This is a genomic window from Streptosporangium heterodermiicola, assembly GCF_051390675.1.
Taxonomy (GTDB): Bacteria; Actinomycetota; Actinomycetes; order Streptosporangiales; family Streptosporangiaceae; genus Streptosporangium.
Genome location: NZ_JBPJSR010000019.1, coordinates 112346 through 132966 on the forward strand (window position 1 = coordinate 112346; position 20621 = coordinate 132966).

General features: G+C 70.7%; 15 protein-coding genes and 2 riboswitches. Of the genes, 5 read left to right on the plus strand and 10 right to left on the minus strand.

The features are described from left to right. Positions 1-483: 483 nt before the first annotated feature. Both ACSC1Q_RS33010 and ACSC1Q_RS33015 read right to left on the minus strand, forming a co-directional pair. Positions 484-1587 carry an RDD family protein gene (locus ACSC1Q_RS33010; protein ID WP_436762614.1) on the minus strand — a complete coding sequence of 368 codons (1104 nt, stop codon included), beginning with the start codon at positions 1585-1587 and terminating at the stop codon, positions 484-486. 228 nt (positions 1588-1815) lie between these two features. After that, entirely contained in the window at positions 1816-2349 is a 534-nt protein-coding gene (locus ACSC1Q_RS33015; protein WP_436762651.1) for an amino-acid N-acetyltransferase, read from the minus strand. Positions 2350-2805: 456 nt separating this feature from the next. Continuing rightward, a riboswitch (cyclic di-AMP (ydaO/yuaA leader) is annotated at positions 2806-2951 on the plus strand. An 8-nt stretch (positions 2952-2959) separates the two neighbouring features. On the opposite strand from ACSC1Q_RS33015, the gene ACSC1Q_RS33020 reads away from it, so the two are divergent. Next, complete coding sequence (locus ACSC1Q_RS33020) at positions 2960-4009, plus strand: C40 family peptidase (protein ID WP_436762615.1); 1050 nt, start codon at positions 2960-2962, stop codon at positions 4007-4009. A gap of 186 nt (positions 4010-4195) precedes the next feature. Here the strand turns inward: ACSC1Q_RS33020 and ACSC1Q_RS33025 are convergent, their stop codons facing one another. From ACSC1Q_RS33025 to ACSC1Q_RS33050, 6 genes are all read right to left on the minus strand, one after another. Beyond that, the gene (locus ACSC1Q_RS33025) at positions 4196-4396 is read right to left on the minus strand and encodes a helix-turn-helix domain-containing protein (protein WP_030905642.1); all 201 of its coding nucleotides are present in this window, start codon (positions 4394-4396) and stop codon (positions 4196-4198) included. 1002 nt (positions 4397-5398) lie between these two features. After that, a complete protein-coding gene (gene lysX, locus ACSC1Q_RS33030; RefSeq protein WP_436762652.1) occupies positions 5399-6856 on the minus strand; it encodes a bifunctional lysylphosphatidylglycerol synthetase/lysine--tRNA ligase LysX in 1458 nt (485 codons plus the stop codon). A gap of 255 nt (positions 6857-7111) precedes the next feature. After that, positions 7112-7894 (minus strand): type III pantothenate kinase, encoded by a 783-nt coding sequence (locus tag ACSC1Q_RS33035; protein ID WP_350972521.1) that lies wholly within the window; start codon positions 7892-7894, stop codon positions 7112-7114. After that, complete coding sequence (locus ACSC1Q_RS33040) at positions 7894-10464, minus strand: L-aspartate oxidase (protein ID WP_436762616.1); 2571 nt, start codon at positions 10462-10464, stop codon at positions 7894-7896. Before ACSC1Q_RS33040 ends, ACSC1Q_RS33035 begins: the two co-directional genes overlap by 1 nt. A gap of 218 nt (positions 10465-10682) precedes the next feature. Continuing rightward, positions 10683-11507, minus strand: coding sequence for a pantoate--beta-alanine ligase (gene panC, locus ACSC1Q_RS33045; RefSeq protein ID WP_436762653.1), 825 nt, complete (start codon positions 11505-11507; stop codon positions 10683-10685). A gap of 289 nt (positions 11508-11796) precedes the next feature. Further along, on the minus strand, positions 11797-12687 hold the full coding sequence (locus ACSC1Q_RS33050) for a Rossmann-like and DUF2520 domain-containing protein (protein ID WP_436762617.1): 891 nt from the start codon (positions 12685-12687) through the stop codon (positions 11797-11799). A gap of 345 nt (positions 12688-13032) precedes the next feature. Between ACSC1Q_RS33050 and ACSC1Q_RS33055 the strand changes: the two genes are divergently transcribed. Continuing rightward, positions 13033-13974, plus strand: coding sequence for an SAM-dependent methyltransferase (locus tag ACSC1Q_RS33055; RefSeq protein ID WP_436762618.1), 942 nt, complete (start codon positions 13033-13035; stop codon positions 13972-13974). A 181-nt stretch (positions 13975-14155) separates the two neighbouring features. Here ACSC1Q_RS33055 and ACSC1Q_RS33060 read toward each other — a convergent pair whose 3' ends face one another. Together ACSC1Q_RS33060 and ACSC1Q_RS33065 are read right to left on the minus strand one after the other, a co-directional pair. After that, on the minus strand, positions 14156-15355 hold the full coding sequence (locus tag ACSC1Q_RS33060; RefSeq protein WP_436762619.1) for a cytochrome P450: 1200 nt from the start codon (positions 15353-15355) through the stop codon (positions 14156-14158). Positions 15356-15455: 100 nt separating this feature from the next. After that, on the minus strand, positions 15456-16358 hold the full coding sequence (locus tag ACSC1Q_RS33065; RefSeq protein ID WP_436762620.1) for a TerC family protein: 903 nt from the start codon (positions 16356-16358) through the stop codon (positions 15456-15458). Between the two features lie 233 nt (positions 16359-16591). Beyond that, a riboswitch (SAM riboswitch) is annotated at positions 16592-16707 on the plus strand. A gap of 52 nt (positions 16708-16759) precedes the next feature. Here ACSC1Q_RS33065 and ACSC1Q_RS33070 point away from each other — a divergent pair. Genes ACSC1Q_RS33070 through ACSC1Q_RS33080 form a run of 3 tightly spaced genes read left to right on the plus strand, consistent with a single transcriptional unit; the run spans position 16760 to position 20619 of the window. After that, positions 16760-18067, plus strand: a complete 1308-nt coding sequence (locus ACSC1Q_RS33070) for an aminotransferase class V-fold PLP-dependent enzyme (RefSeq protein ID WP_436762621.1) — start codon at positions 16760-16762, stop codon at positions 18065-18067. 17 nt (positions 18068-18084) lie between these two features. Then, the gene (locus ACSC1Q_RS33075) at positions 18085-19269 is read left to right on the plus strand and encodes an NADH-quinone oxidoreductase subunit D (RefSeq protein ID WP_436762622.1); all 1185 of its coding nucleotides are present in this window, start codon (positions 18085-18087) and stop codon (positions 19267-19269) included. Between the two features lie 24 nt (positions 19270-19293). After that, complete coding sequence (locus ACSC1Q_RS33080; protein ID WP_436762623.1) at positions 19294-20619, plus strand: acyltransferase family protein; 1326 nt, start codon at positions 19294-19296, stop codon at positions 20617-20619. The last annotated feature ends 2 nt before the right edge of the window (positions 20620-20621 follow it).

Sequence of the window (20621 nt, forward strand, 5' to 3'; positions counted from 1 at the left end):
CGGAGTACATAGTCGTAGACCGTATAACCACCAAACACGATGAGTCCCCCGGACAACCCCGCCAACACCACGCGCCCCCGATCCGGGTCCGTAAGAAGGCCTTCACCGGCTGTCCTGAACGCGCGACGGAAGGCGAAGAAGAGAATCCGGCACGGGATCGCCGAGGATGCCGGAGGCACGCCGGGCAGACCATTCGGTGAGTAGTGCGCGAACCCCCGACGGCGGCGGATCCGGCATTGACGCCTCATAGGGGACCCACAGGCGCCGGTGAGCCCGTTGTGGGCACCGTACGCGAATATTCCGGCGAGCGGGGCGAGACTCGGTCATAAGTTCCCCCGCGTTGCTCAGGGCGCGGCAAATGGTTTTGCGCTTCCGTGGCCGTGGACCCCTGGACCCATACGGAGCCCCTAAGGCCCCTCGTTTTCTCGCCCGCACGCGAAAACGGGGCCGGCGGTTCAACCGCCGGCCCCGTTATTCAGGGAACTACTTGATCTTGACGACGACCGTTCCGGCCACCTTGTCGTGCAGGGCCTGCTGCAGCGGCTTGTCCCACAGCAGCCACAGAACGTTCACCAGGGAGAAGATGTTGGCCACGTAGTTCAAGAACGGGACCCAGCTCAGGAGCTGCGGACCGAAGATCACTCCGGCGCGCTTGAGCGCCACGTCGGAGCTGAGCCCGCCGGGCGGCAGGGCGCCGCCGACCGGCACGACCTTGATGCCCATGACCATCTTGCCGACCGTCTGCCCGCCCCGGGTGAGCATGAAGAACTCGTAGGCGATGTAGATCGCCCCGGTGATCAGGGCGGTGAGCAGGCTGGCGAGGAACACGCCGCCCGGCTCCGTGAAGGCGCCCGTCTCGGTGTTGAAGTTCGCCTGCGTCACGAGAACGGCGGTCAGCACCGCGGTGATGATGAACAACGGGATCGCCAGGATGATCCCGTCGACGATCCTCGCCAGCAGGCGCTGCCACCACTCGGCGAGCGGGGCGGGGGCCCCGGGAGGACCGCCGTACGGCTGGCCGTAGCCCTGCTGCCCGTACGCGGGCTGCTGCTGGCCGTAGCCCTGCTGCCCGTAGTCGGGCTGCTGGCCGTAGCCCTGCTGCTGGCCGTACTGCTGCTGACCGTAGTCGGGCTGCTGACCGTAACCGGGCTGGGATTGCTTCTGCCCGTAGTCGGGCTGCTGACCGTAGCCCTGCTGCTGGCCGTACGCGCCGGTCCCGCCCTGCTGCCCGTACCCCTGCTGCTGGCCGTAGCCCTGCTGCTCGTGGGAGGACTGCTGGCCGTAACCCTGCTGGCCGTAGCCGGGCTGCTGGCCGTACGCGCCGGTCCCGCCCTGCTGCCCGTACCCCTGCTGCTGGCCGTAGCCCTGCTGCTCGTGGGAGGACTGCTGGCCGTAGCCGGGCTGCTGCCCGTACGCGCCGGTCCCGCCCTGCTGCTGGCCGTAACCCTGCTGCTGGCCGTACCCACCCTGCTGGCCGTAGTCGGGCTGCTGGCCGTAGCCCTGCTGCCCGTAGCCCTGCTGGCCGTATCCGGGCTGGCTCTGTCCGGGGCCGGTGTTCGGCTGTGAGGCCTCCGACCTGTACCCCACGACTGTCACGTCGGGGTCGAGTCCGCCAGGGCCTCGACCCGCGTTGTGCTGTCCGTAATCCGGCTGCCCCGACGGTGTGCGATCGCGGTCGGGATCATCCTGTGGATACGGCGGCTGTCCGGTGCTCACCGCGTCACCTCACTTAGACTGCGCATGTGGCAAATGTCAGACGCACATGCATGCTGCTGCACAAGGTATCGACATAGGTATCAACAGTCACCTTTCCGATCAGTCAGCTCTAAAGTCATCAGAGTCTGGCTCCCGTGTCAGATGCAGCAGCATCCGGGTGTTTCCCAAGGTGTTGGGCTTGACGTGTTCCAGGTCGAGGAACTCCGCCACACCCTCGTCGTAGGAGGCGAGAAGTTCGGCGTAGACCTCCGGGGCGACGGGCGTGCCCTGGATCTCCCGGAATCCGTGCCGGGCGAAGAAGTCGACCTCGAAGGTCAGGCAGAAGACCCGGCGCAGGCCCAGCTCGGCGGCCGTGCGAATGAGCGCGGAGACGATCCGGTGGCCGATCCCCATTCCTCTGCGGGTCGGATCGACGGCGACGGTGCGGATCTCGGCCAGATCCTCCCAGAGGACGTGAAGGGCCCCGCAGCCGATCACCTCCCCCTCCGCGTCGGTGGCGACCCAGAACTCCTGGACGTGCTCGTACAGGGTGACGGTGGCCTTCTCCAGCAGGCGCCGGCCGACGCCGCCGTAGGTGTCGACGAGCCGCCTGACGGCCCGGACGTCCTGGGTGCGGGCGCGGCGGACCGTGATCTCGGAACCCGTCCCCGGCCCGGGCGAACCTCGCTCCGCCCCCGCGGATTCGGCGCGCCGCTCCCCGTCGCCGGGGGCGTGAATGACCGGCACGGGAGAATGCTCAGCAAGCTGCTCCATGACCGTTCAGCGTACGTCCTCACGGGTCTTCAATTACGGCTCCTCCTTAACTCCCAGCTCGCAGGCCGCACGTGACCCTTGGCAGTCGCTTTACCACGCTCGGTGCACGGCGCCTCCCGTGTGCCGCAACTCACCTTTGGCACGGTCCCGGACCTGGGAAGACCTCCATCACACCCGTCACACGGGAGGCAAAGGCAGCGTAATGGCCATGTTGATCATATTGAGGTGTGATCTTTTCGTGACACCTCAGTTGCGAAACCTCTACTGAATTCGCAGTTCTGGTTGAGCAGGAACCACAGGTGCACTAATCTCCGTGCTCGATGTCAGAGACGTAAAAAGCCTGACCCGCCGAATCCCCCCACGCAGGGAACCGGGGACCCACCACGTCCTCCGGGGTGAATCCGAGTGCCACCGGCGCACCCGGTAGGGCTGCCTCCGGCCCGAACCCGTCAGCTAACCCGGTAGGCGGCCGAGGAGAAGGAGCCTGTTGGTGAAGCGCACGCGCGACCACGGAGGAGAGCACGCGGGTCACGACACCCGCTGCCGAGAGCGCGCGCCACGAGGGCTGCGCCGTCGCATGGCGGTCGTCGGCCTGGTATTCGCCACCCTGACCCTCGGCACCCCGCTGGTGGCGGCCACCGCGGACCCCGAGCCCAGCCTCCAGCAGCTGGCCAAACAGGCGGAGAAGCTGCACCAGGAGATCGGCACCCTCGCGGAGCGCTACAACGGCGAGCGGGTCAAGCTCAGGCAGGCCCAGAGGGCCGCAGAGAGCGCCAAGAAGACCCTCGCGTCGAGCGAGTCCGAGCTGGCGGCCCGCCGCACCAAGGCGACCCTCCTCGCGCAGAGCACCTACATGTCGGGCGGCCTGAACTCGGGGCTCGTCTTCACGCAGGCCACCGATCCCGACACCTTCCTCGACCAGGCGACCACCAACTACGCGCTCCAGCAGCAGCAGAGCGAGGAGGTCGCCCAGGTGAGCCGGGCGATCGAGGCCGCCGAGCGGGCCCAGGCCGGAGCCAAGGCCAGGACCGCGGAGGTCAAGAAGATCCTGGCGGAGATCGACGGCAACCGGACCAAGATCGAGCGGCTGGTCGACCGGGTCGAGAGCGACCTGTTCAGCGAGGTGCGCGCCAGGGCCGTCGGCAACAGGGGCGCCCGGGTGAGGACGAACGTGCCCATCGTGGGCAGCGGCAAGGCCGCGGAGGCCACCCGCTGGGCGCTCACCCAGCAGCTGAAGCCGTACGTCTGGGGCGCCGAGGGTCCCAACGGCTTCGACTGCTCCGGCCTGGTCATGTGGGCCTACCAGAAGGTCGGCATCAGCCTGCCGCACTACACCGGCGACCAGTGGACCGCGGGCACCCACGTCACCAGGAACGAACTGCGCCCCGGTGACCTCGTCTTCTTCTACAGCGACCTGCACCACGTCGGGATCTACATCGGCGCGGGCCTGATGGTCCACGCGCCCCAGACGGGTGACGTCGTCCACATCGCCACGATCGACAACCGGCCCTTCGCCGGAGGCGTCCGCATCGCCGCCTGAACCGGCAACCGGCGCCGACGATCGGATCCGCGTCGGATTCGCGTACGGCCGGGCCGGGGCCGCGGGGCCCGGAGCGCGTGCTCGCGGGAGGAACCGCGATCGGACCCACGTACGGCCGGGCCGGGTCGCACGCGTGTCAGCCCGCACGCGTGTCCGGCCCGACCTGCCGGACACGCGTGCGGTGTGTCAGATCAGGCGGCGACGAGCTGCCCAGGCCACGGCCTCGATCGCCGTGGCGACGCCGATGCGGTCGCAGATGCCTCTGAGCCTGCGTCTGACCGTCCGGCCGCTGATGTCGAGGCGACGCCCCACCCGATCGACGGTGACACCCTTGGCGAGCTCAGCCAGCAGCACGAGGTCGTCGTCGCTGAGACCGATATCGCTCATGCCCAGGGGGCTGTCGCCATGGCGTGAATCCACTTCTGGATATGCCATCAAGAGTCACTCCCCCCACTCTGGAAACCGGGCGCGAGACGCCGGAAATGAATACCGTCCGCCAGGAACGGTAAACGCCTTGTTCAAAGGTCGTCAAGTTCCACTCTTCATAGCGTGCGTCCAGTATTGACATAGCAGGCGCTACGTGAAGTACTCATGATATGTCAGTGCCTTTGCGGCTATGTCATGATCGAGCGCAGGCACGAGCCGGCAAGCACCCCCTGGCTGCGGCGAACGAAGTCCTGGCAGAACAAGGTTTCGCCGGAACCGCCGTCCCGCCGGGCACTCCGAAGCCGCCCCCTCGGGATCCGGCCCGCCCGCATTTCTCGGAAAAAATTGATCTCTTCCCGACGCTCTCCGACAACCATGCCCCTGCCACCTTGACGACACACCATGAAAAACGCGGAAATGTGAGGGTCAAGCGTGCAGCTTTGCGGCATTCGCGAAGTACCACGTGACGGCGACAGGATGCCCGGGCGATATTGGACATACTGGAAAGGGATTTCTGCACCGTACGGAAATGCGTCAAACATTGCGCGGAACCATGAGCCCGGCCGGCATTTCCCACCCGCCGGGTCGGCCTCGGCGCCTTGGGACGCTTCCACGAGGCCCCACCCCGATCCTCGGGGATCCCCGAGGGCGCCTCGCCCCGGAGCCCCGGGGTGTTTCCGCGAGGAAGGGCCCGGGGGCGACGGGGGCGATGGAGACGGCCCGGAGACTATCGGGGAACCGGACTTCGCCGCGACCCGGTCGCGCGCGGCTCACGGCTCCGGTTCGCCCCCTGGTACGCGCCCCCGGTGCGGGACCGCGTCGTGACGGCGGCGGGCCGGGCCCGGTGCCGAAGCGACGAGGCGACGCGGCGACGCGGCCTCTCATGGCGGTGGCGCCGGGCCCGGCTGCGGGGCCCGGCGCCACCGTACCGGGAGAACGTCCTTCCGCACCGCCCCGACGGGCTCAGGCGGTCGGCTTGACCAGCGGGAACAGGATGGTCTCGCGGATGTTCCTGCCGGTGAAGGCCATGATGAGGCGGTCGATGCCGAGCCCCATGCCGCCGGTGGGCGGCATCGCATATTCCAGGGCCGTGAGGAAGTCCTCGTCAAGCTGCATGGCCTCGACGTCGCCGCCCGCGGCGAGCATGGACTGCTCGGTGAGACGGCGGCGCTGCTCGATCGGGTCGTTCAGCTCCGAGTAGCCGGTGCCCAGCTCGGTGCCGAAGCCGATCAGGTCCCACTTCTCGGTGAGGAGCGGGTTGTCCCGGTGGACGCGGGCCAGCGGGGAGGTCTCCAGCGGATAGTCCATGACGAACGTGGGCTGGACGAGCGTGTGCTCGACGAGGGCCTCGAAGATCTCCTGGACCAGCTTGCCCTGGCCCCACTTGGCGTCCCAGTGGATCTCCCGCGCGTCCGCGAGCTTGCGGACGTGCTCCAGGGGCGTCTCGGTGGTGACCTCCTCGCCCAGAGCCTCGGAGACCGATCCGTACAGGGTGATCCGCGGCCACTTCGCCAGGCCGAGGTCGATCTCCTGGCCCTCGTGGACGACCACGGAGTGGCCGAGAGCGGCCAGCACGGCCTTCTGGATCATCCGCTGGGTCAGGTCGGCGATGTCGTTGTAGTCGAGATACGTGCCGTACGCTTCCAGCATCGTGAACTCGGGGTTGTGGGTGGAGTCCGCGCCCTCGTTGCGGAAGTTGCGGTTGATCTCGAAGACCTTCTCCAGCCCGCCGACCACCAGCCGCTTGAGGTAGAGCTCGATCGCGATGCGGAGGTAGAGCTCCATGTCGTACGCGTTGATGTGGGTCTTGAAGGGCCTGGCCGTGGCTCCGCCGTGGATCGGCTGGAGCATCGGCGTCTCGACCTCCAGGTAGCCCTCCTCGTGCCAGAAGTCGCGGACGGCCCTGACCACGGCGCTGCGGGTGAGGGCCATCTTCCTGGCCTCGTCGTTGACGATGAGGTCGACGTAGCGCTGGCGGACCCGCGCCTCGGGGTCGGTGAGCCCGAGGTGCTTCTCCGGCAGCGGGCGCAGGCACTTCGACGTGATCGCCCAGCGGTCGGCGAGGATGGACAGCTCGCCCCTGCGGGAGGTGATGACCTCGCCCTCGATGCCCACGTGGTCGCCGAGGTCGACGTCGCGCTTCCACGCGGCCAGGGACTCCTCGCCCACCCGGTCCAGGGAGATCATGACCTGGAGGTCGCCGGAGCCGTCGCGGAGGGTGGCGAAGCAGAGCTTGCCGCCGGTCCTGGACAGCATCACCCGGCCGGTGACGCCCACTTTGTCGCCCGTCGCGGTGTCAGCGGAGAGATCAGCGTATTTCTGGCGGATCTCGGCGTTGGTCGCGGTGCGCGGGAAGTTCACCAGGTAGGGTTCGACGCCCTCGGAACGGAGGCGGTCGAGCTTCTCCCGGCGCACGCGCATCTGCTCGGGCAGATCCTCGGCGGGATTCGTCACGTCATCGGTCACAGTTCCAAAGGGTACCGATGCGGCGAACCTCGTGAGTTCGCCGGTCGTACGGCACGGGAGACGGTCCCGCGGCACGGAAACCGACCGTGCGACACGCGAAGCCGGTCGCGCGGCGCCGGGGAGCCGGTCGCGCCGCGCGGGGAACCGGTCCCGCGACATGAGCAACCGGTCGTGCGGCAGGGAGGGGGGTACCTCCGTGACGCGGTGCCCTCAGGGGGCGTTGCGGTGGTAGATCAGCCGCAGGCCGATCAGCGTGAGCCAGGGCTCGTGCATGTCGATCGAGCGCGCCTCGCTCACCACGAGCGGCGCCGCGCTGCCGGTGGCGACCACGGTGACGTCGTCGGGGTCGACGGCGAGCTCGGCCGCCATCCGCTCGACGATCCCGTCCACCTGACCGGCGAAGCCGTAGATGATGCCGGCCTGGAGCGCCTCGACGGTGTTCTTGGCGATCACCGAGCGGGGGCGGATCAGCTCCACCTTGTGCAGCTGCGCCCCGGCCGCGGCGAGCGCGTCCACCGAGATCTCGATGCCGGGGGCGGTCACCGCGCCGACGTACTCCCCCTTGGCGGAGACGGCGTCGAAGGAGGTCGCGGTCCCGAAGTCGACGATGACGCACGGGCCGCCGTACAGCTGGATGGCCGCCAGCGCGTTGACGATGCGGTCGCTGCCGACCTCCTTCGGGTTGTCCATCCGGACCGGGACCCCGGTGCGGACGCCGGGCTCGACGATCACCGCGTTCACGTCGCCGTAGTAGCGGCGGCACATCTCGCGCATCTCGTTGAGCACCGAGGGGACGGTCGAGCAGATCACTATGCCGTTGACGTCGGCGCCCTTGAGCAGTGGTGACTGGCCGAGCAACCCCTGGAGCACGACGGCGATCTCGTCCGCCGTGCGCCGGGCGTCCGTGGCGATCCGCCAGTGCTCGATGACGTCCTCGCCCTCGAAGAGCCCGAGAACGGTGTGGGTGTTGCCGACGTCGATGGCAAGCAGCATCAATTCCCCCGAAGGTCCAAGGCGATGTCCAGCGCCGGCGCCGAATGCGTGAGCGCGCCCACGGCAAGGTAGTCAACACCTGTTTCGGCCACGTCACGAGCGACCTGGAGGGTCAGCCCCCCGCTGGACTCCAGCCGTGCCCGGCCGTCCACCAGCCGTACGGCCAGTGCCAGCTCCTCGACGGTGAAATTGTCCAACAGGATCTCCTCCGCTCCCTCGGCCAGCACCGGTTCGATCTGGTCGATCCGGTCGACCTCGACCTCGATCGGCAGGCCGGGATAGGCGTCGCGGACCGCACGGAACGCCTCGGCGACCCCGCCCGAGGCCACCACGTGATTGTCCTTGATCAGCGCCGCGTCCGAAAGCGACATCCGGTGATTGGTTCCGCCGCCGCACCGGACCGCGTACTTCTCCAGGGCCCGCAGTCCGGGCAGCGTCTTGCGGCTGTCCCTGATCCGGGCCCCGGTGCCCTCGACCGCCGAGACCCAGCGGCCGGTCAGGGTCGCGATGCCGGACAGGTGGGTGAGCAGGTTGAGCGCGGTGCGCTCGGCGGTCAGCAGGTCCCGGGTGAGGCCGGTGACGGTCATCAGCACGTCCCCCCTGGCGACGTGCTCGCCGTCCTTGACCCTGCGCTCGGCCACCAGACGGCCCTGGCTGAGGTGGGAGAACGCGCCCTCGGCCACGGCGAGCCCCGCGACCACGCCGTCCTCGCGGGCCACCACGTCGGCGGTGGCGGTCTGGTCCGCGGGGATGGTGGCGGCGCTGGTGACGTCACCCGCGTCCTGGAGGTCCTCGGCCTCGGCGGCCTCCAGGATCGCGGTCACCACCGCCGGGTCCAGGCCCGCCTCGACCAGGTCGTTCTCCACCTGGGGCGGCAGCGCGGTCACGCGCCGCCCGTGCGGTACGTACGTCATGGCGGGTCCCTCCGCGGTCAGGGTGGTGTCGAGGTGGCCCAGCCACCAGGCGTCGTCGCGCTCGGGGAAGTCCTCCCGCCAGTGCGAGCCCCGGGTCTCCCGGCGTTCGCGGGCGGCCGCCACGAGCGCGGAGGCGACCGTCAGGAGGTTGGTGGTCTCCCAGGACTCGGTGCACGGCTCGACGGTCACCGGGGTCCACCTGAGGTTCAGCAGGGCCCTGGCGACCTCTCCCAGGGACTCCTGGCCGCGCAGCACGCTCGCGCCCCGGCTCATGTGCGCCTGGATCCTGGTCCGGGCCCTGGGGTCGATCAGGCCGGTGGGCCGGTCGTCGGGAACCGGCTCGCCCGCCACGGGCCCACCCGCGACCGGTGTCGCGTTCCCGGCGCGCGCGGCCCGTACCGCGTGGATGTCGGCGGCGATGCGCCCGGCGAAGACCAGGCCTTCGAGCAGGGAGTTGGAGGCGAGCCGGTTGGCGCCGTGCACGCCGGTGCACGCGACCTCGCCGCACGCGTACAGGCCGGGCACGCTGGTACGGCCGCGCAGGTCGGCGCGGACGCCGCCGCTGGCGTAGTGGGCGGCGGGCGCGACGGGGACGAGCTGGGTGACCGGGTCGATGCCGTGCTCCAGGCAGACCGCGTGGATCGTCGGGAAGCGGGTGCGCCACCTCTCCTCGCCGAAGTGGCGGGCGTCGAGGTAGACGTGGTCGGCGCCGGTGGCGCGCATCCGCCGCATGATCGCCTTGGCCACGACGTCGCGGGGGGCCAGGTCGGCGAGCTCGTGGACGTCTTGCATGAACCGGGTGCCGTCCGCGTCGACGAGCACGGCCCCCTCGCCCCTGACCGCCTCGGAGACGAGCGGCTGCTGGCCGGTGGAGTGCTCGCCGAGCCACAGGACGGTCGGGTGGAACTGGACGAACTCCAGGTCCCTGACGACGGCCCCCGCGCGCAGCGCGAGCGCCACCCCGTCGCCGGTGGAGACGACGGGGTTGGTGGTGGCGGCGTAGACCTGTCCCATGCCGCCGGTGGCCAGCACCACGGCCCCCGCCGTGACCGCGCCCACCCCGTCGCGCTCGCCCTCGCCCATGACGTGCAGGGTCACACCCGCGGTACGGCCCTCGGCGTCCTTGAGGAGGTCGAGGACGAGCGCGTGCTCGATCACCTCGATCCCCGACTCCGCGACGGCCTGGACGAGCGCCCGCTGCACCTCGGCACCGGTGGCGTCGCCGCCCGCGTGCACGATGCGGTCGCGCCGGTGGCCGCCCTCCCTGGTGAGCTGGAGCGCCCCCGAGGCGTCGGTGTCGAACCTGGCGCCCACCGCGATCAGGCCGCGCAGCGCGTCGGGCCCCTCGGTCACCAGGATCCGGACGGCCTCCTCGTCGCAGAGTCCGACTCCGGCGACGAGCGTGTCCGAAAGGTGCTCCTCGGGGGTGTCTCGCGGGTCGAGCACGGCGGCGATGCCGCCCTGGGCCCAGCGGGTCGAGCCGGACGACAGGACGTCCTTGGTGACGACCAGGACCTTCGCCCCGGGGTCGAGGGCGACGTACCGCAGCGCCAGGGTGAGGCCGGCGACGCCGGAGCCCACCACGACCACGTCCGCCCGTACCGTCCAGCCCGGAGCGGGAGCGGTCAACCTCTGGGGAATGGCCGGGATGCTCATAGCCGCCTCCTCGCGGGGTTCATTAGAGGCCGTTCATTTCGTCAGTGTGACGATAACGCGGCCCTCGAAGCGGCTGTTCCCCGGGGTGGGACATTTCACCCAAACCACGAAATCGCCGCAGCTCGGGGACGCACCTGGCGGCTCAAACGCCGAGCGTGACGTTGTCGGTCAACCTGGTGGGTACATCGCCACGTCGGAGCGTCGCAGGAGCATCTCGCTCAAACGTCGAGCGTGACGTTGTCGATCAGCCTGGTGGACCCCACCCTGGCGGCCACCGCGAGGATCGCCCCACCCTTGTGGTCGTCGCCGACCTCCGTGAAGGTCGCGGGGTCGACCAGGACCAGGTAGTCGAGCGCCAGCGACGGCTCGGCGGCCAGGACGGCGAGCGCGGCCCGGCGGATCTCCGCGGGGGCGTGTCGCCCGGCCCCCGCCGTCAAAGCGCGGGACAGGGCCAGGGCCGCCACCCGGTCCTCCGGTGACAGGTAGCGGTTGCGGCTGGACAGCGCCAGGCCGTCCGGCTCGCGGACCGTGGGCCCGCCGACGATCGAGACCGGCAGGTTCAGGTCGGCGACCATCCTGCGGATCGCCGCGAGCTGCTGGGCGTCCTTCTGCCCGAACACCGCCACGTCCGGCTGGACCAGGTTGAACAGCTTCAGCACCACGGTCAGCACGCCGTCGAGGTGGCCGGGCCTGAACTCCCCCTCGACGACCGAGCCCATCCCGCCCGCGGAGACGCCGACCTGCCTGTCCGGCAGGTACATGTCCTCCGCCGAGGGGGCGAACACCACGCTCACCCCCTCGGCCTCGCAGACCGCGAGGTCGGCGTCGAACGTACGGGGATAGCGGGAGAAGTCCTCGGTGGGCCCGAACTGGAGCGGGTTCACGAAGATGCTCACCGCCACGTGCGCGGCCCGCTCGCGGGCCAGCCGGATGAGCGAGCGGTGCCCCTCGTGCAGCGCGCCCATGGTCGGCACGAGTGCCAGCGCGCCTCCCCCGAGGGAGGCGCCCGCGCCGATCCCCAGCGCCTCGCGGGCCTTGAGCAGCCCTGCGCGGTCGTCCGCCACGATCACTGGAACCTCCCGGGGGTGCTCCGGCTCCCGGGCCGGAGAGGAATGACGGTCATCGGAATCCGCCGGTTCCCTTCGCCGGGCGGATTCGGCTCACCGGATCAGCTAACCCGATCGGGTCGCGGGGGCGGGCACCGGGTCGGCACGGGAGCCCCAAGGCTGCGGCGGGAGCTTCTCGGGGCCGTACTCGCCTCCCGGGCCGATCTCGCACGCCTCCCGGTCCCTCAAGGCCGTACGTCGCGCCCCCGGGGCCTCGCGGGGCCGTTCAGGTCCAGATGTTGCCGCCCAGGGCGTCCAGGAGGCGCTCGGCGGCCTCCGGCTTGAGCAGCCCGGCCGCCAGCGCCCGGTCGGCGGTGAGCCTGGCGAGCGCCACGTAGGCGTCCGCGGCCTCGGGGGCGGCGAGGATCAGCGCGTCCACGTGCCTGCGGACGGTCCCGGCGTCACCGCGTACCACCGGACCGGTCAGCCCGGCGATGCCGAGCCTCAGCACGTTCTCCAGGGCCGCGCCGAGCAGCGGGCCGAGCATCCGGCCAGGCTGCTCCACACCGATCCTCTCCAGCAGCTCGGAGGACTCCGCGACGAGCGTCACCATGTGGTTGGCCGCCTGCGCCAGGGCCGCGTGGTAGAGCGGCCGGTCCTCGTCGGCGATCCAGACCGGCTCGCCCTCCATCTCGATGACGAGGGCCTCGGCCACCGGGCGGAGCCGGTCGGGAGAGGTCACCCCGTACGAGATCCCGGTGAGGCGGCGCAGGTCGTCGTCGCGGCCGGTGAAGGTCATCACGGGATGCAGCGCCAGCGGCAGCGCCCCGGCCTTGATCGCCGGGTTCAGCACGGCCAGGCCGTACGCGCCGCTGGTGTGGGCCACCAGCTTGCCGCGCAGGTCGGTGCCGGTCTCGACCAGGCCGGAGACCAGGCCGGGCAGCACGTCGTCGGGGACCGTCAGCAGGACGAGGTCCGCACCGGCCACCACGTCCTCAGGCCGGGTGGGGACGAGCCCGAGCCGCTCGACCGCCCGCTCCCTGGAGGCGTCGGAGACGCCGCTCGCCGCGACCACCCGGTGCCCCGCCCTGACGAGCGCGGCGCCGAGCGCCGAACCGACCCTGCCCGCTCCAACCACTCCGACGGCCAGCCGTGCCGGGCGATCGACTGCGTCCATGACGTCCCGTCCTTCGACCATGTGGGGCTCCGTGCCCGATTGACCAGCGTAACGGGCCATGTCGTCGTACCCGTGGCAAGACGCGTGTTCCGTAGCGGTCGGTAGCGGGCCTCCGGAGGCCCGGCTCGGGAGAACCGGGAGCGTACGGGCCCCGCCGGAGAGGCCACAGGCCCGGCTCACGAGGCGATCCGGACGGCGACGCGCCGACGCGGCGTCGACAACGATCGGGCAAACCGGTGACAGAATGTAGTCATGCATTCACTCGAAACGTCAGCGCGAGTCGATCTCGTTCCCCCGCCCCGGCGGGTAGCGTCTGAGAGCGTGTGGCTCACCTGGCGTGCCGCGATGGAGCATGCGCTCTACGGCGAAAGCGGCTTCTATCTCCGGGAGCGCCCCTCCAGCCATTTCCGGACATCGGTCGGCGCCTCCCCCGTCTTCGCCGAGGCCGTGCTGCGCGAGCTGGCCGCGATCGACGAGGCGCTCGGCGGTCCCGGCCCGCTCGACCTGGTCGACATCGGCGCGGGCGAGGGCGAGCTGGCGGCCGGTGTGCTCGCCGCGGCGCCGCCCGCGCTCCGGTCGAGGCTGCGGGTGACCGCGGTCGACCTGGCGCCCCGGCCGTCGGCGCTGCCCGGGGAGATCGTCTGGGCGAGGGCCGCGCCGGACGGGATCCACGGGCTGGTGATCGCCAACGAGTGGCTCGACAACATCCCGGTCGACATCGCCGAGCAGACGGCCGACGGGCCCCGGCTCGTCATGGTCAACGTCACCGACGGCGAGGAGCGCCTCGGCGGCAGGCCCTCCGAGGCGGACCTCGCCTGGCTGGACCGATGGTGGCCGATGCGGGCCGTCGGGGAGCGGGCCGAGATCGGCAGGCCGCGCGACAGGGCCTGGGCGTCGGTGATCGTACGGCTGGCGCGCGGCCGGGCGGTCGCGATCGACTACTCCCACGCCCTGGACGACCGGCCGCCGTACGGCACGCTGGCCGGCTACCGCGACGGGTCGATGGTCGCGCCCGTGCCCGACGGCTCGTGCGACATCACCGCCCACGTGGCGCTCGACGCCTGCGCGGCCGCCGGTGAGAGCGCCGGGGCCGTCACGACGGCGCTGACCACCCAGCGGGAGGCGTTGCGCGCCCTCGGGGTCACCGGGGGCCGCCCCGCGGTCGAGCAGGCCGGGAACGACCCGCGCGGCTACCTGCAGGCCCTCGCGAGGGCCTCGGAGGAGGCGGAGCTCATCGCCGCGGGCGGCCTCGGCGGGTTCGGCTGGCTGTCGCAGAGCCGTCCCTGACCTGTCCCGCACCCGCTCTCGGAACCGGTCCCCGCGCTCAGAGCAGTCCCCGCTCTCAGGCCAGTCCCCGCTCTCAGACCCGCACCCGCTCTCAGGCCAGTCCTCGTTCTCAGGCCAGTCCCGGCTCTCAGACCCGTACCTGCCCTCAGACCCGTACCTGCCCTCAGACCCGTACCCGCTCTCAGGTCCGTACCTGGAGGGATTCCAGGCCCCGGATGACGTAGCCGGGTCCCCAGGACGGCTCGGCGGCGAGTTCCATCTTCGGCGCCCTGCGGAGCAGGGCGCCGAAGGACTCGATCAGCTCGACCCTGGCCAGCGGGGCCCCCAGGCAGAAGTGGATCCCGGCGCCGAAGGAGATGTGCGGGTTGTCGGCCCGGCCCACGTCCAGGCGGGCGGGGTCGGCGAAGACCTCGGGGTCGCGGTTGGCAGAGCCGAACAGCAGCGCCACCTCGGTACCGCGCGGGATGTCGACCCCGCCCACCGAGATGTCCTCCAGCACCCAGCGTTCGAACATCTGCAGCGGGGTGTCCCAGCGCATCAGCTCCTCGACCGCGGTGGGCAGCAGGGCGTGGTCGGCGCGGAGCCGGTCCAGCTCGGCCGGGTTGCGGAACAGCGACCACCAGCCGTTGCCGGTGACGTTGACGGTGGCCTCGTGCCCGGCGTTGAGCAGCAGCACGCAGGTGCCGACCAGCTCCTCCTCGGTGAGCCTGTCGCCCTCGTCGGCCACCAGGGCGAGCGCGCTGATCAGGTCGTCACCGGGGTCGGCCCTGCGGGCACGGGCCAGCTCGACGAGGTAGGCGGAGAACTCCTCGGCCGCCCGTACGGCCGTGCGCTGGGCCTCGACCGACGGCTGGAGCTCGTACATGCCGCAGATGTCGGCCGACCAGGGGCGCAGCAGGTGCCGGTCGGCCTCGGGGACGCCGAGCATCTCGGCGATCACGGTGACCGGGAGCGGCTCGGCGACCTCGGCGATCAGGTCCCCGCCGCCGCGCTCGACGAAGGCGTCCACCAGCTCCCCGGCCATGCGGGCGACCTTGGGGCGGAGCGCCTCGACCATGCGGGGGGTGAACGCCTTCGACACCAGCCGCCGGAGCCTGGTGTGCACCGGCGGCTCGACGTCGAGCATCCCGGCCCTGATCACCCGCCAGAACGGGTCCTGGAAGTCCGGGTCGTCCGGCCTGCCGAACTCCCGGTGCGAGGCCACGTGCAGGTAGGAGCGGCCGAGCCTGCGGTCCCGCAGCAGCGCGTTGACGTCGGCGTGCCTGGCCACCAGCCACTGGCCGGTCGGCTCGAAGAAGCTGACCGGCCGCTCCCGTCTCAGTTCGTCGTAGACGTCGTAGGGGTGGGCGACGAATTCCGGATTCCAGGGATCAAAGCGCACGTAGGCATCGTAATCCCCGGTCTCGGCGATCCCCGGTCTCGATGGCCTCCGGCCTTGGTGACCACCGGCCTCGGTGATCTCCGGCCTCGGTGATCTCCGGCTAGGATCCGGCTCGCTCGTCGGGCTTCCCCCTCTCGGCCGGCTCGTCCGCCCGGCCCGCCGGGGCCGCCTGGGCCGCCTGGGCCGCCTGGGCCGCCTGACCCACCGAGGTCTCCGGGGTCTCCGGAGATCCCTGGGTCTCCGGGCCCGCCTCGCTCTCGGCCTCGTAGCGGGAACGCAGCTCGACCGGCTTCCGCCGCTTCGCCTTGCCGCGCATCCGGATGTTCAGCAGCTCCACCAGCAGCGAGAACGCCATCGCGAAGTAGATGTAGCCCTTGGAGATGTGCTGCTCGAAGCCCTCGGCGATGAGCACGACGCCGATCAGCACCAGGAAGGACAGGGCGAGCATCTTGATGCTCGGGTGCCGCTCCACGAAACGGCTGATCGGCCCGGAGGCGACCAGCATCACGATGACCGAGACGATGACAGCCGCGATCATGACACCCAGTTCGTCGACCATGCCGACCGCGGTGATCACCGAGTCGAGCGAGAAGACGACGTCGAGGATCATGATCTGGATGATCACCGAGGTGAAGGACGCGGCCACCCTGCCCTCGGAGTGGCCGGAGTCGCCCTCCAGGCTGCCGTGCATCTCGTGGACGCTCTTGCCCAGCAGGAACAGGCCGCCGAGTATCAGGATCAGGTCGCGCCCCGATATCCCCTGCCCGAAGAGCTCGAACATCGGTTCGGTGAGTCTCACCACCCACGACAGCGCCAGCAGCAGCAGGAGACGGCTGATCAGGGCGACGGCGAGGCCGAGCCTGCGCGCCTTGTCGCGCTGTTCGGGCGGGAGCTTGCTCACCAGGATCGAGATGAAGATGATGTTGTCGATTCCCAGGACGATCTCCAGGGCGACAAGGGTGAAGAACCCTATCCATATCTCCGGGTTGGTCACCCAGTCCATTGTTTTCTCCTTCGTCGGTCGGCGCATGAGCACACCGTCGGCCAACTGCCCGAACGCTTGTCCGGCTGACTGCCAGGACGACCGGGAGACGCCCGGAGTTCCTTCCCTCTCATCACACTTCGCTGTCAAATTCGCCAAGTGCCTCCGAGGGCGCTCGTTCCGGCTCCGATATCGGGTTGATCACGTTTCGGACTTGCGGGGCACCGCGGGGTGTCGGTTATAGTTCCCCCGTAGGTCATGAGTGCCAGTGACAAGCCCCGGCTCGCTGGCCGGCAACCCTCGCGTCCGCGGCGGGGTGCCCCGGGTGAGGACCTGGTCCGGCACGAGGTGTGCCGGGCAAGCGCGGGCTCCAGGCACCTGTGTCATGGGTTGGGGTCCGATGACCTCGAAGGAGCCCTGGCATGTCCACCCTGACGATCTTCAGCACCCCCGAGAGCACCGTCGTCCCGGTGAGCGTCCCCGAGACCCGCGCGTCCTCCGGTGACCGCCCGATCCCGGCCGTGCTCGGCTCGGACCTGGAGGTCCCGGTCAGGGGCGGCAGGCTCGTCCGCTACGCCAACCTCGACTACGCCGCGAGCGCCCCCTGTCTGGAGCCGGTGAGCGCCGCCGTCGCCGCCGCGCTCCCGGCCTACTCCAGCGTCCACCGCGGCGCCGGGTACGCGTCCCAGTTGACCACGGCCCGCTACGAGCAGGCCAGGCACACGGTGCGCGCCTTCGTGGGTGCCCGTCCCGACGACTCGGTGATCTTCACCCGCAACACCACGGACGCGACCAACCTGCTGGCCCGCAGCCTGCCCGAGGGCACCACCGCCGTGGTCTTCGAGACCGAGCACCACGCCTCGCTGCTGCCCTGGGACCGGGTCGTGCGGCTCGCCGCCCCCGCCTTCCCCGGCGAGGCCGTCCGCGCCGCCGACGACGCCCTCGCCGCGATCGACGGCCCCAAGCTGCTGGTCGTGACCGCCGCCTCCAACGTCACCGGGGAGCTCTGGCCGATCGCCGCGCTGGCCCACATCGCCCACCGCCACGGGGCCCGCGTCCTCGTCGACGCCGCGCAGCTCGTCCCGCACCGCCGCCTCAACCTGACGGCGCTCGACCTGGACTACGTGGTCTTCTCCGGCCACAAGCTCTACGCGCCGTTCGGCACGGGCGCGCTGATCGGCCGTTCCGACTGGCTCGCCGAGGCAGACCCGTACCTGCGGGGCGGCGGCGCGGTGAAGGCCGTGGAGGACGACGGCACCGAGTGGCACGACGACCCCGAGGCCCGGCACGAGGCCGGGACCCCGAACGTGCTGGGCGCCGTCGCGCTCGCCGCGGCCTGCGACGCCCTCACCGCCACCGGCTGGACCCCGCTGGTCCGCGAGGAGGAGCGCCTCCTCGGGCGCCTGCGCGCGGGCCTCGCCTCCGTCCCCGGCGTGCACGAGCTGTCCCTGTGGGGCCCGGACCACCCGCGCGTCGGCATCGTCTCCTTCGTGGTGGACGGCTTCACCGCCCGCGAGGTCGCCGAGGCCCTGTCCGGCGACTACGGCATCGGCGTCCGCGACGGCAAGTTCTGCGCCCACCCCTTCGTACGGCACCTGCTGGGCGCCAAGGACGGCGGCTGCGACGACGTCACCGCCTCAGCCGTCCGCGCCTCCATCGGCATCGGCACGACCTCCGAGCACGTCGACCGGTTGGTCGACGCCCTGCGGGATCTTGCCTCGCGCGGCTGACGTGACAGCATGGCCCTATGACTGAAGGCGCGCCCCGCGAGCTGAGCGTGGGAATGGGGGCGGGAGCCGAGGCCGTGCGGGGGGCGCACGGCAAGGAGCTCGCGACCGAGGACATGATCCTCAACATCGGCCCGCAGCACCCGTCCACGCACGGCGTGCTGCGGCTGCGCCTCACCCTGGACGGCGAGCGGATCAGCTCGGCCGAGCCGATCGTGGGCTACATGCACCGGGGCGCGGAGAAGCTCTTCGAGGTGCGCGACTACCGGCAGATCATCGTGCTGGCCAACCGGCACGACTGGCTGTCGGCGTTCGCCAACGAGCTGGGCGTCGTGCTCGCGGTGGAGCGGATGCTCGGCATGGAGGTGCCGGTCAGGGCGGTCTGGACGCGCACGCTGATGGCCGAGCTCAACCGGGTGCTCAGCCACCTGATGTTCCTCGGCTCCTACCCCCTGGAACTCGGCGCGATCACCCCGGTCTTCTACGCGTTCCGGGAGCGCGAGACCCTGCAGGCCGTGATGGAGGAGATCTCCGGCGGGCGCATGCACTACATGTTCAACCGGGTCGGCGGCCTCAAGGAGGAGATCCCCGAGGGGTGGACGGGCCGGGCCGCCCAGGCCGTGGCCGACGTGCGGCGACGGCTGCCCGACATCGAGAACCTGGTCACCGGGAACGAGATCTTCCTCGCCCGCACGCGCGGGGTGGGCGTCCTCGACCGCGACACGATCATGCAGTACGGCGTGAGCGGCCCCATCGCCCGCGCCTCCGGCGTCGACGTCGACCTGCGCAGGGACGAGCCGTACCTCGCCTACGGCGAGCTGCCGGTGAAGGTCGTCACCCGGTCGGCGGGAGACTGCCACGCCCGCTTCGAGGTGCTGCTTGAGCAGGTGAAGGTCTCCCTCGACCTCGCCGACGCCTGCGTGGAACGGCTCCTCGACCTGCCCCCGGGGCCGGTCAACCAGCGCCTGCCCAAGGTGCTGAAGGTTCCCGAGGGCCACACCTACGCCTGGACGGAGAGCCCGCTCGGCCTGAACGGCTACTACCTGGTCTCGCGCGGGGAGAAGACGCCGTGGCGGTTGAAGCTCCGCTCGGCCTCCTTCAACAACGTCCAGGTGCTGCGCGAGATGCTTCCCGGTCACCTGGTCGCGGACATGGTGGCCATCCTGGGCTCGATGTTCTTCGTCGTCGGCGACATCGACAAGTGACGAGTAAGGCACGGTTGGAACCGCATGATCGAACCCGGTGAGGACCAGGAGAGGGCGGCCCCCGCGGCCTCTCCGGCGCTCCCCACACGCCCCGCCGCCTCTGTTCCGGGAGCGGCCGAGCCCGTTCCGGGAGCGGCCGAGCCTGTTCCGGGAGCGGCCGAGCCCGCTTCCGTCCCGGGGGCCGCCGAGCCGGCCGAACCGGCCGCGACTGCCGGGCCCGCCGCGGTCCCGGCGCCCGGGACGCCCGGGGTTCCTCAGGTCGCGGACGGGCCACGGCGGGACCGGTACGTCGACTGGCTGCGCGCGTTCAGCCTGATCGTCGTGGTCGTCTGGCACTGGGCGTTCACGATCCTGCAGTGGGGCCCCGAGGGCCCCTCGCCGACGAGCCCGCTCGGTTTCACCTCGGGGCTGTGGATCCTGACGTGGCTGCTGCAGGTGCTGCCGCTCTTCTTCTACGTGGGCGGATACGTCCACCTGCTGTCGTGGAACCGGGCCCGCGAGCGCGGGGTCGGCATCGGCACCTTCGTGTCGCGGCGCATCCGGGGCCTCGCGATCCCCGCGCTGGCGCTGACCGGGACCTGGATCGTGTTCGGCGTGCTCGTGGCGTGGGCGTTCGGGATCGAGTGGATGGACCGCGTGGTCCTGCTCGTCATCAGCCCGCTCTGGTTCATCGGCGTCTACCTCGTGCTGATCGCCCTGCTCCCGGTCTCGCTCTGGCTGCACCGGCACTACGACGTGCTGGCCCTGATCTGGCTGGCGGGGGCGGCGCTCGTCGTCGACGTGCTGCGGCTGCGCTACGGGTACGAGGCCGCGGGCTGGCTCAACATGATCATCGTCTGGGGGCTGGCCCACCAGGCCGGTTTCTTCTACGACAGGGTGGTGGCGCTTCCCCGCCGCTTCGACGTCGCCATCCTGTGGACCGGGCTGTTCGCCCTCTTCGGTCTGGTCTACTCGGGCATCTACCCGGGGTCGATGGTGGGCGTCCCCGGCGACAAGCTCTCCAACATGGCACCGCCCACCTTCGTCATCGTGGCGCTCCTGATCTTCCAGATCGGCCTGGTGGAGGTGCTGAGGCCGTCCATGGAACGCCTGCTCGAACATCCCCGGTGGCAGCGCGTGAACGAGACGGTCAACCGGTTCGCGCTCCCGCTGTTCCTGTTCCACACGACCGGCATGGCGATCTGGGTGGCGCTGACCTGGTGGGTGGCGGGCGGCGGGCCCGGCGAGAGGGTGCGGCCGGACCTGTTCTGGTGGCTGGAGCGCCCTCTGGCCGTCGCCGGGGCGCTGGTCTGCACCCTCCCGGTCATCATGCTCTTCGGACGCAAGTGGACGGCGAGACGACCGCGCTGACG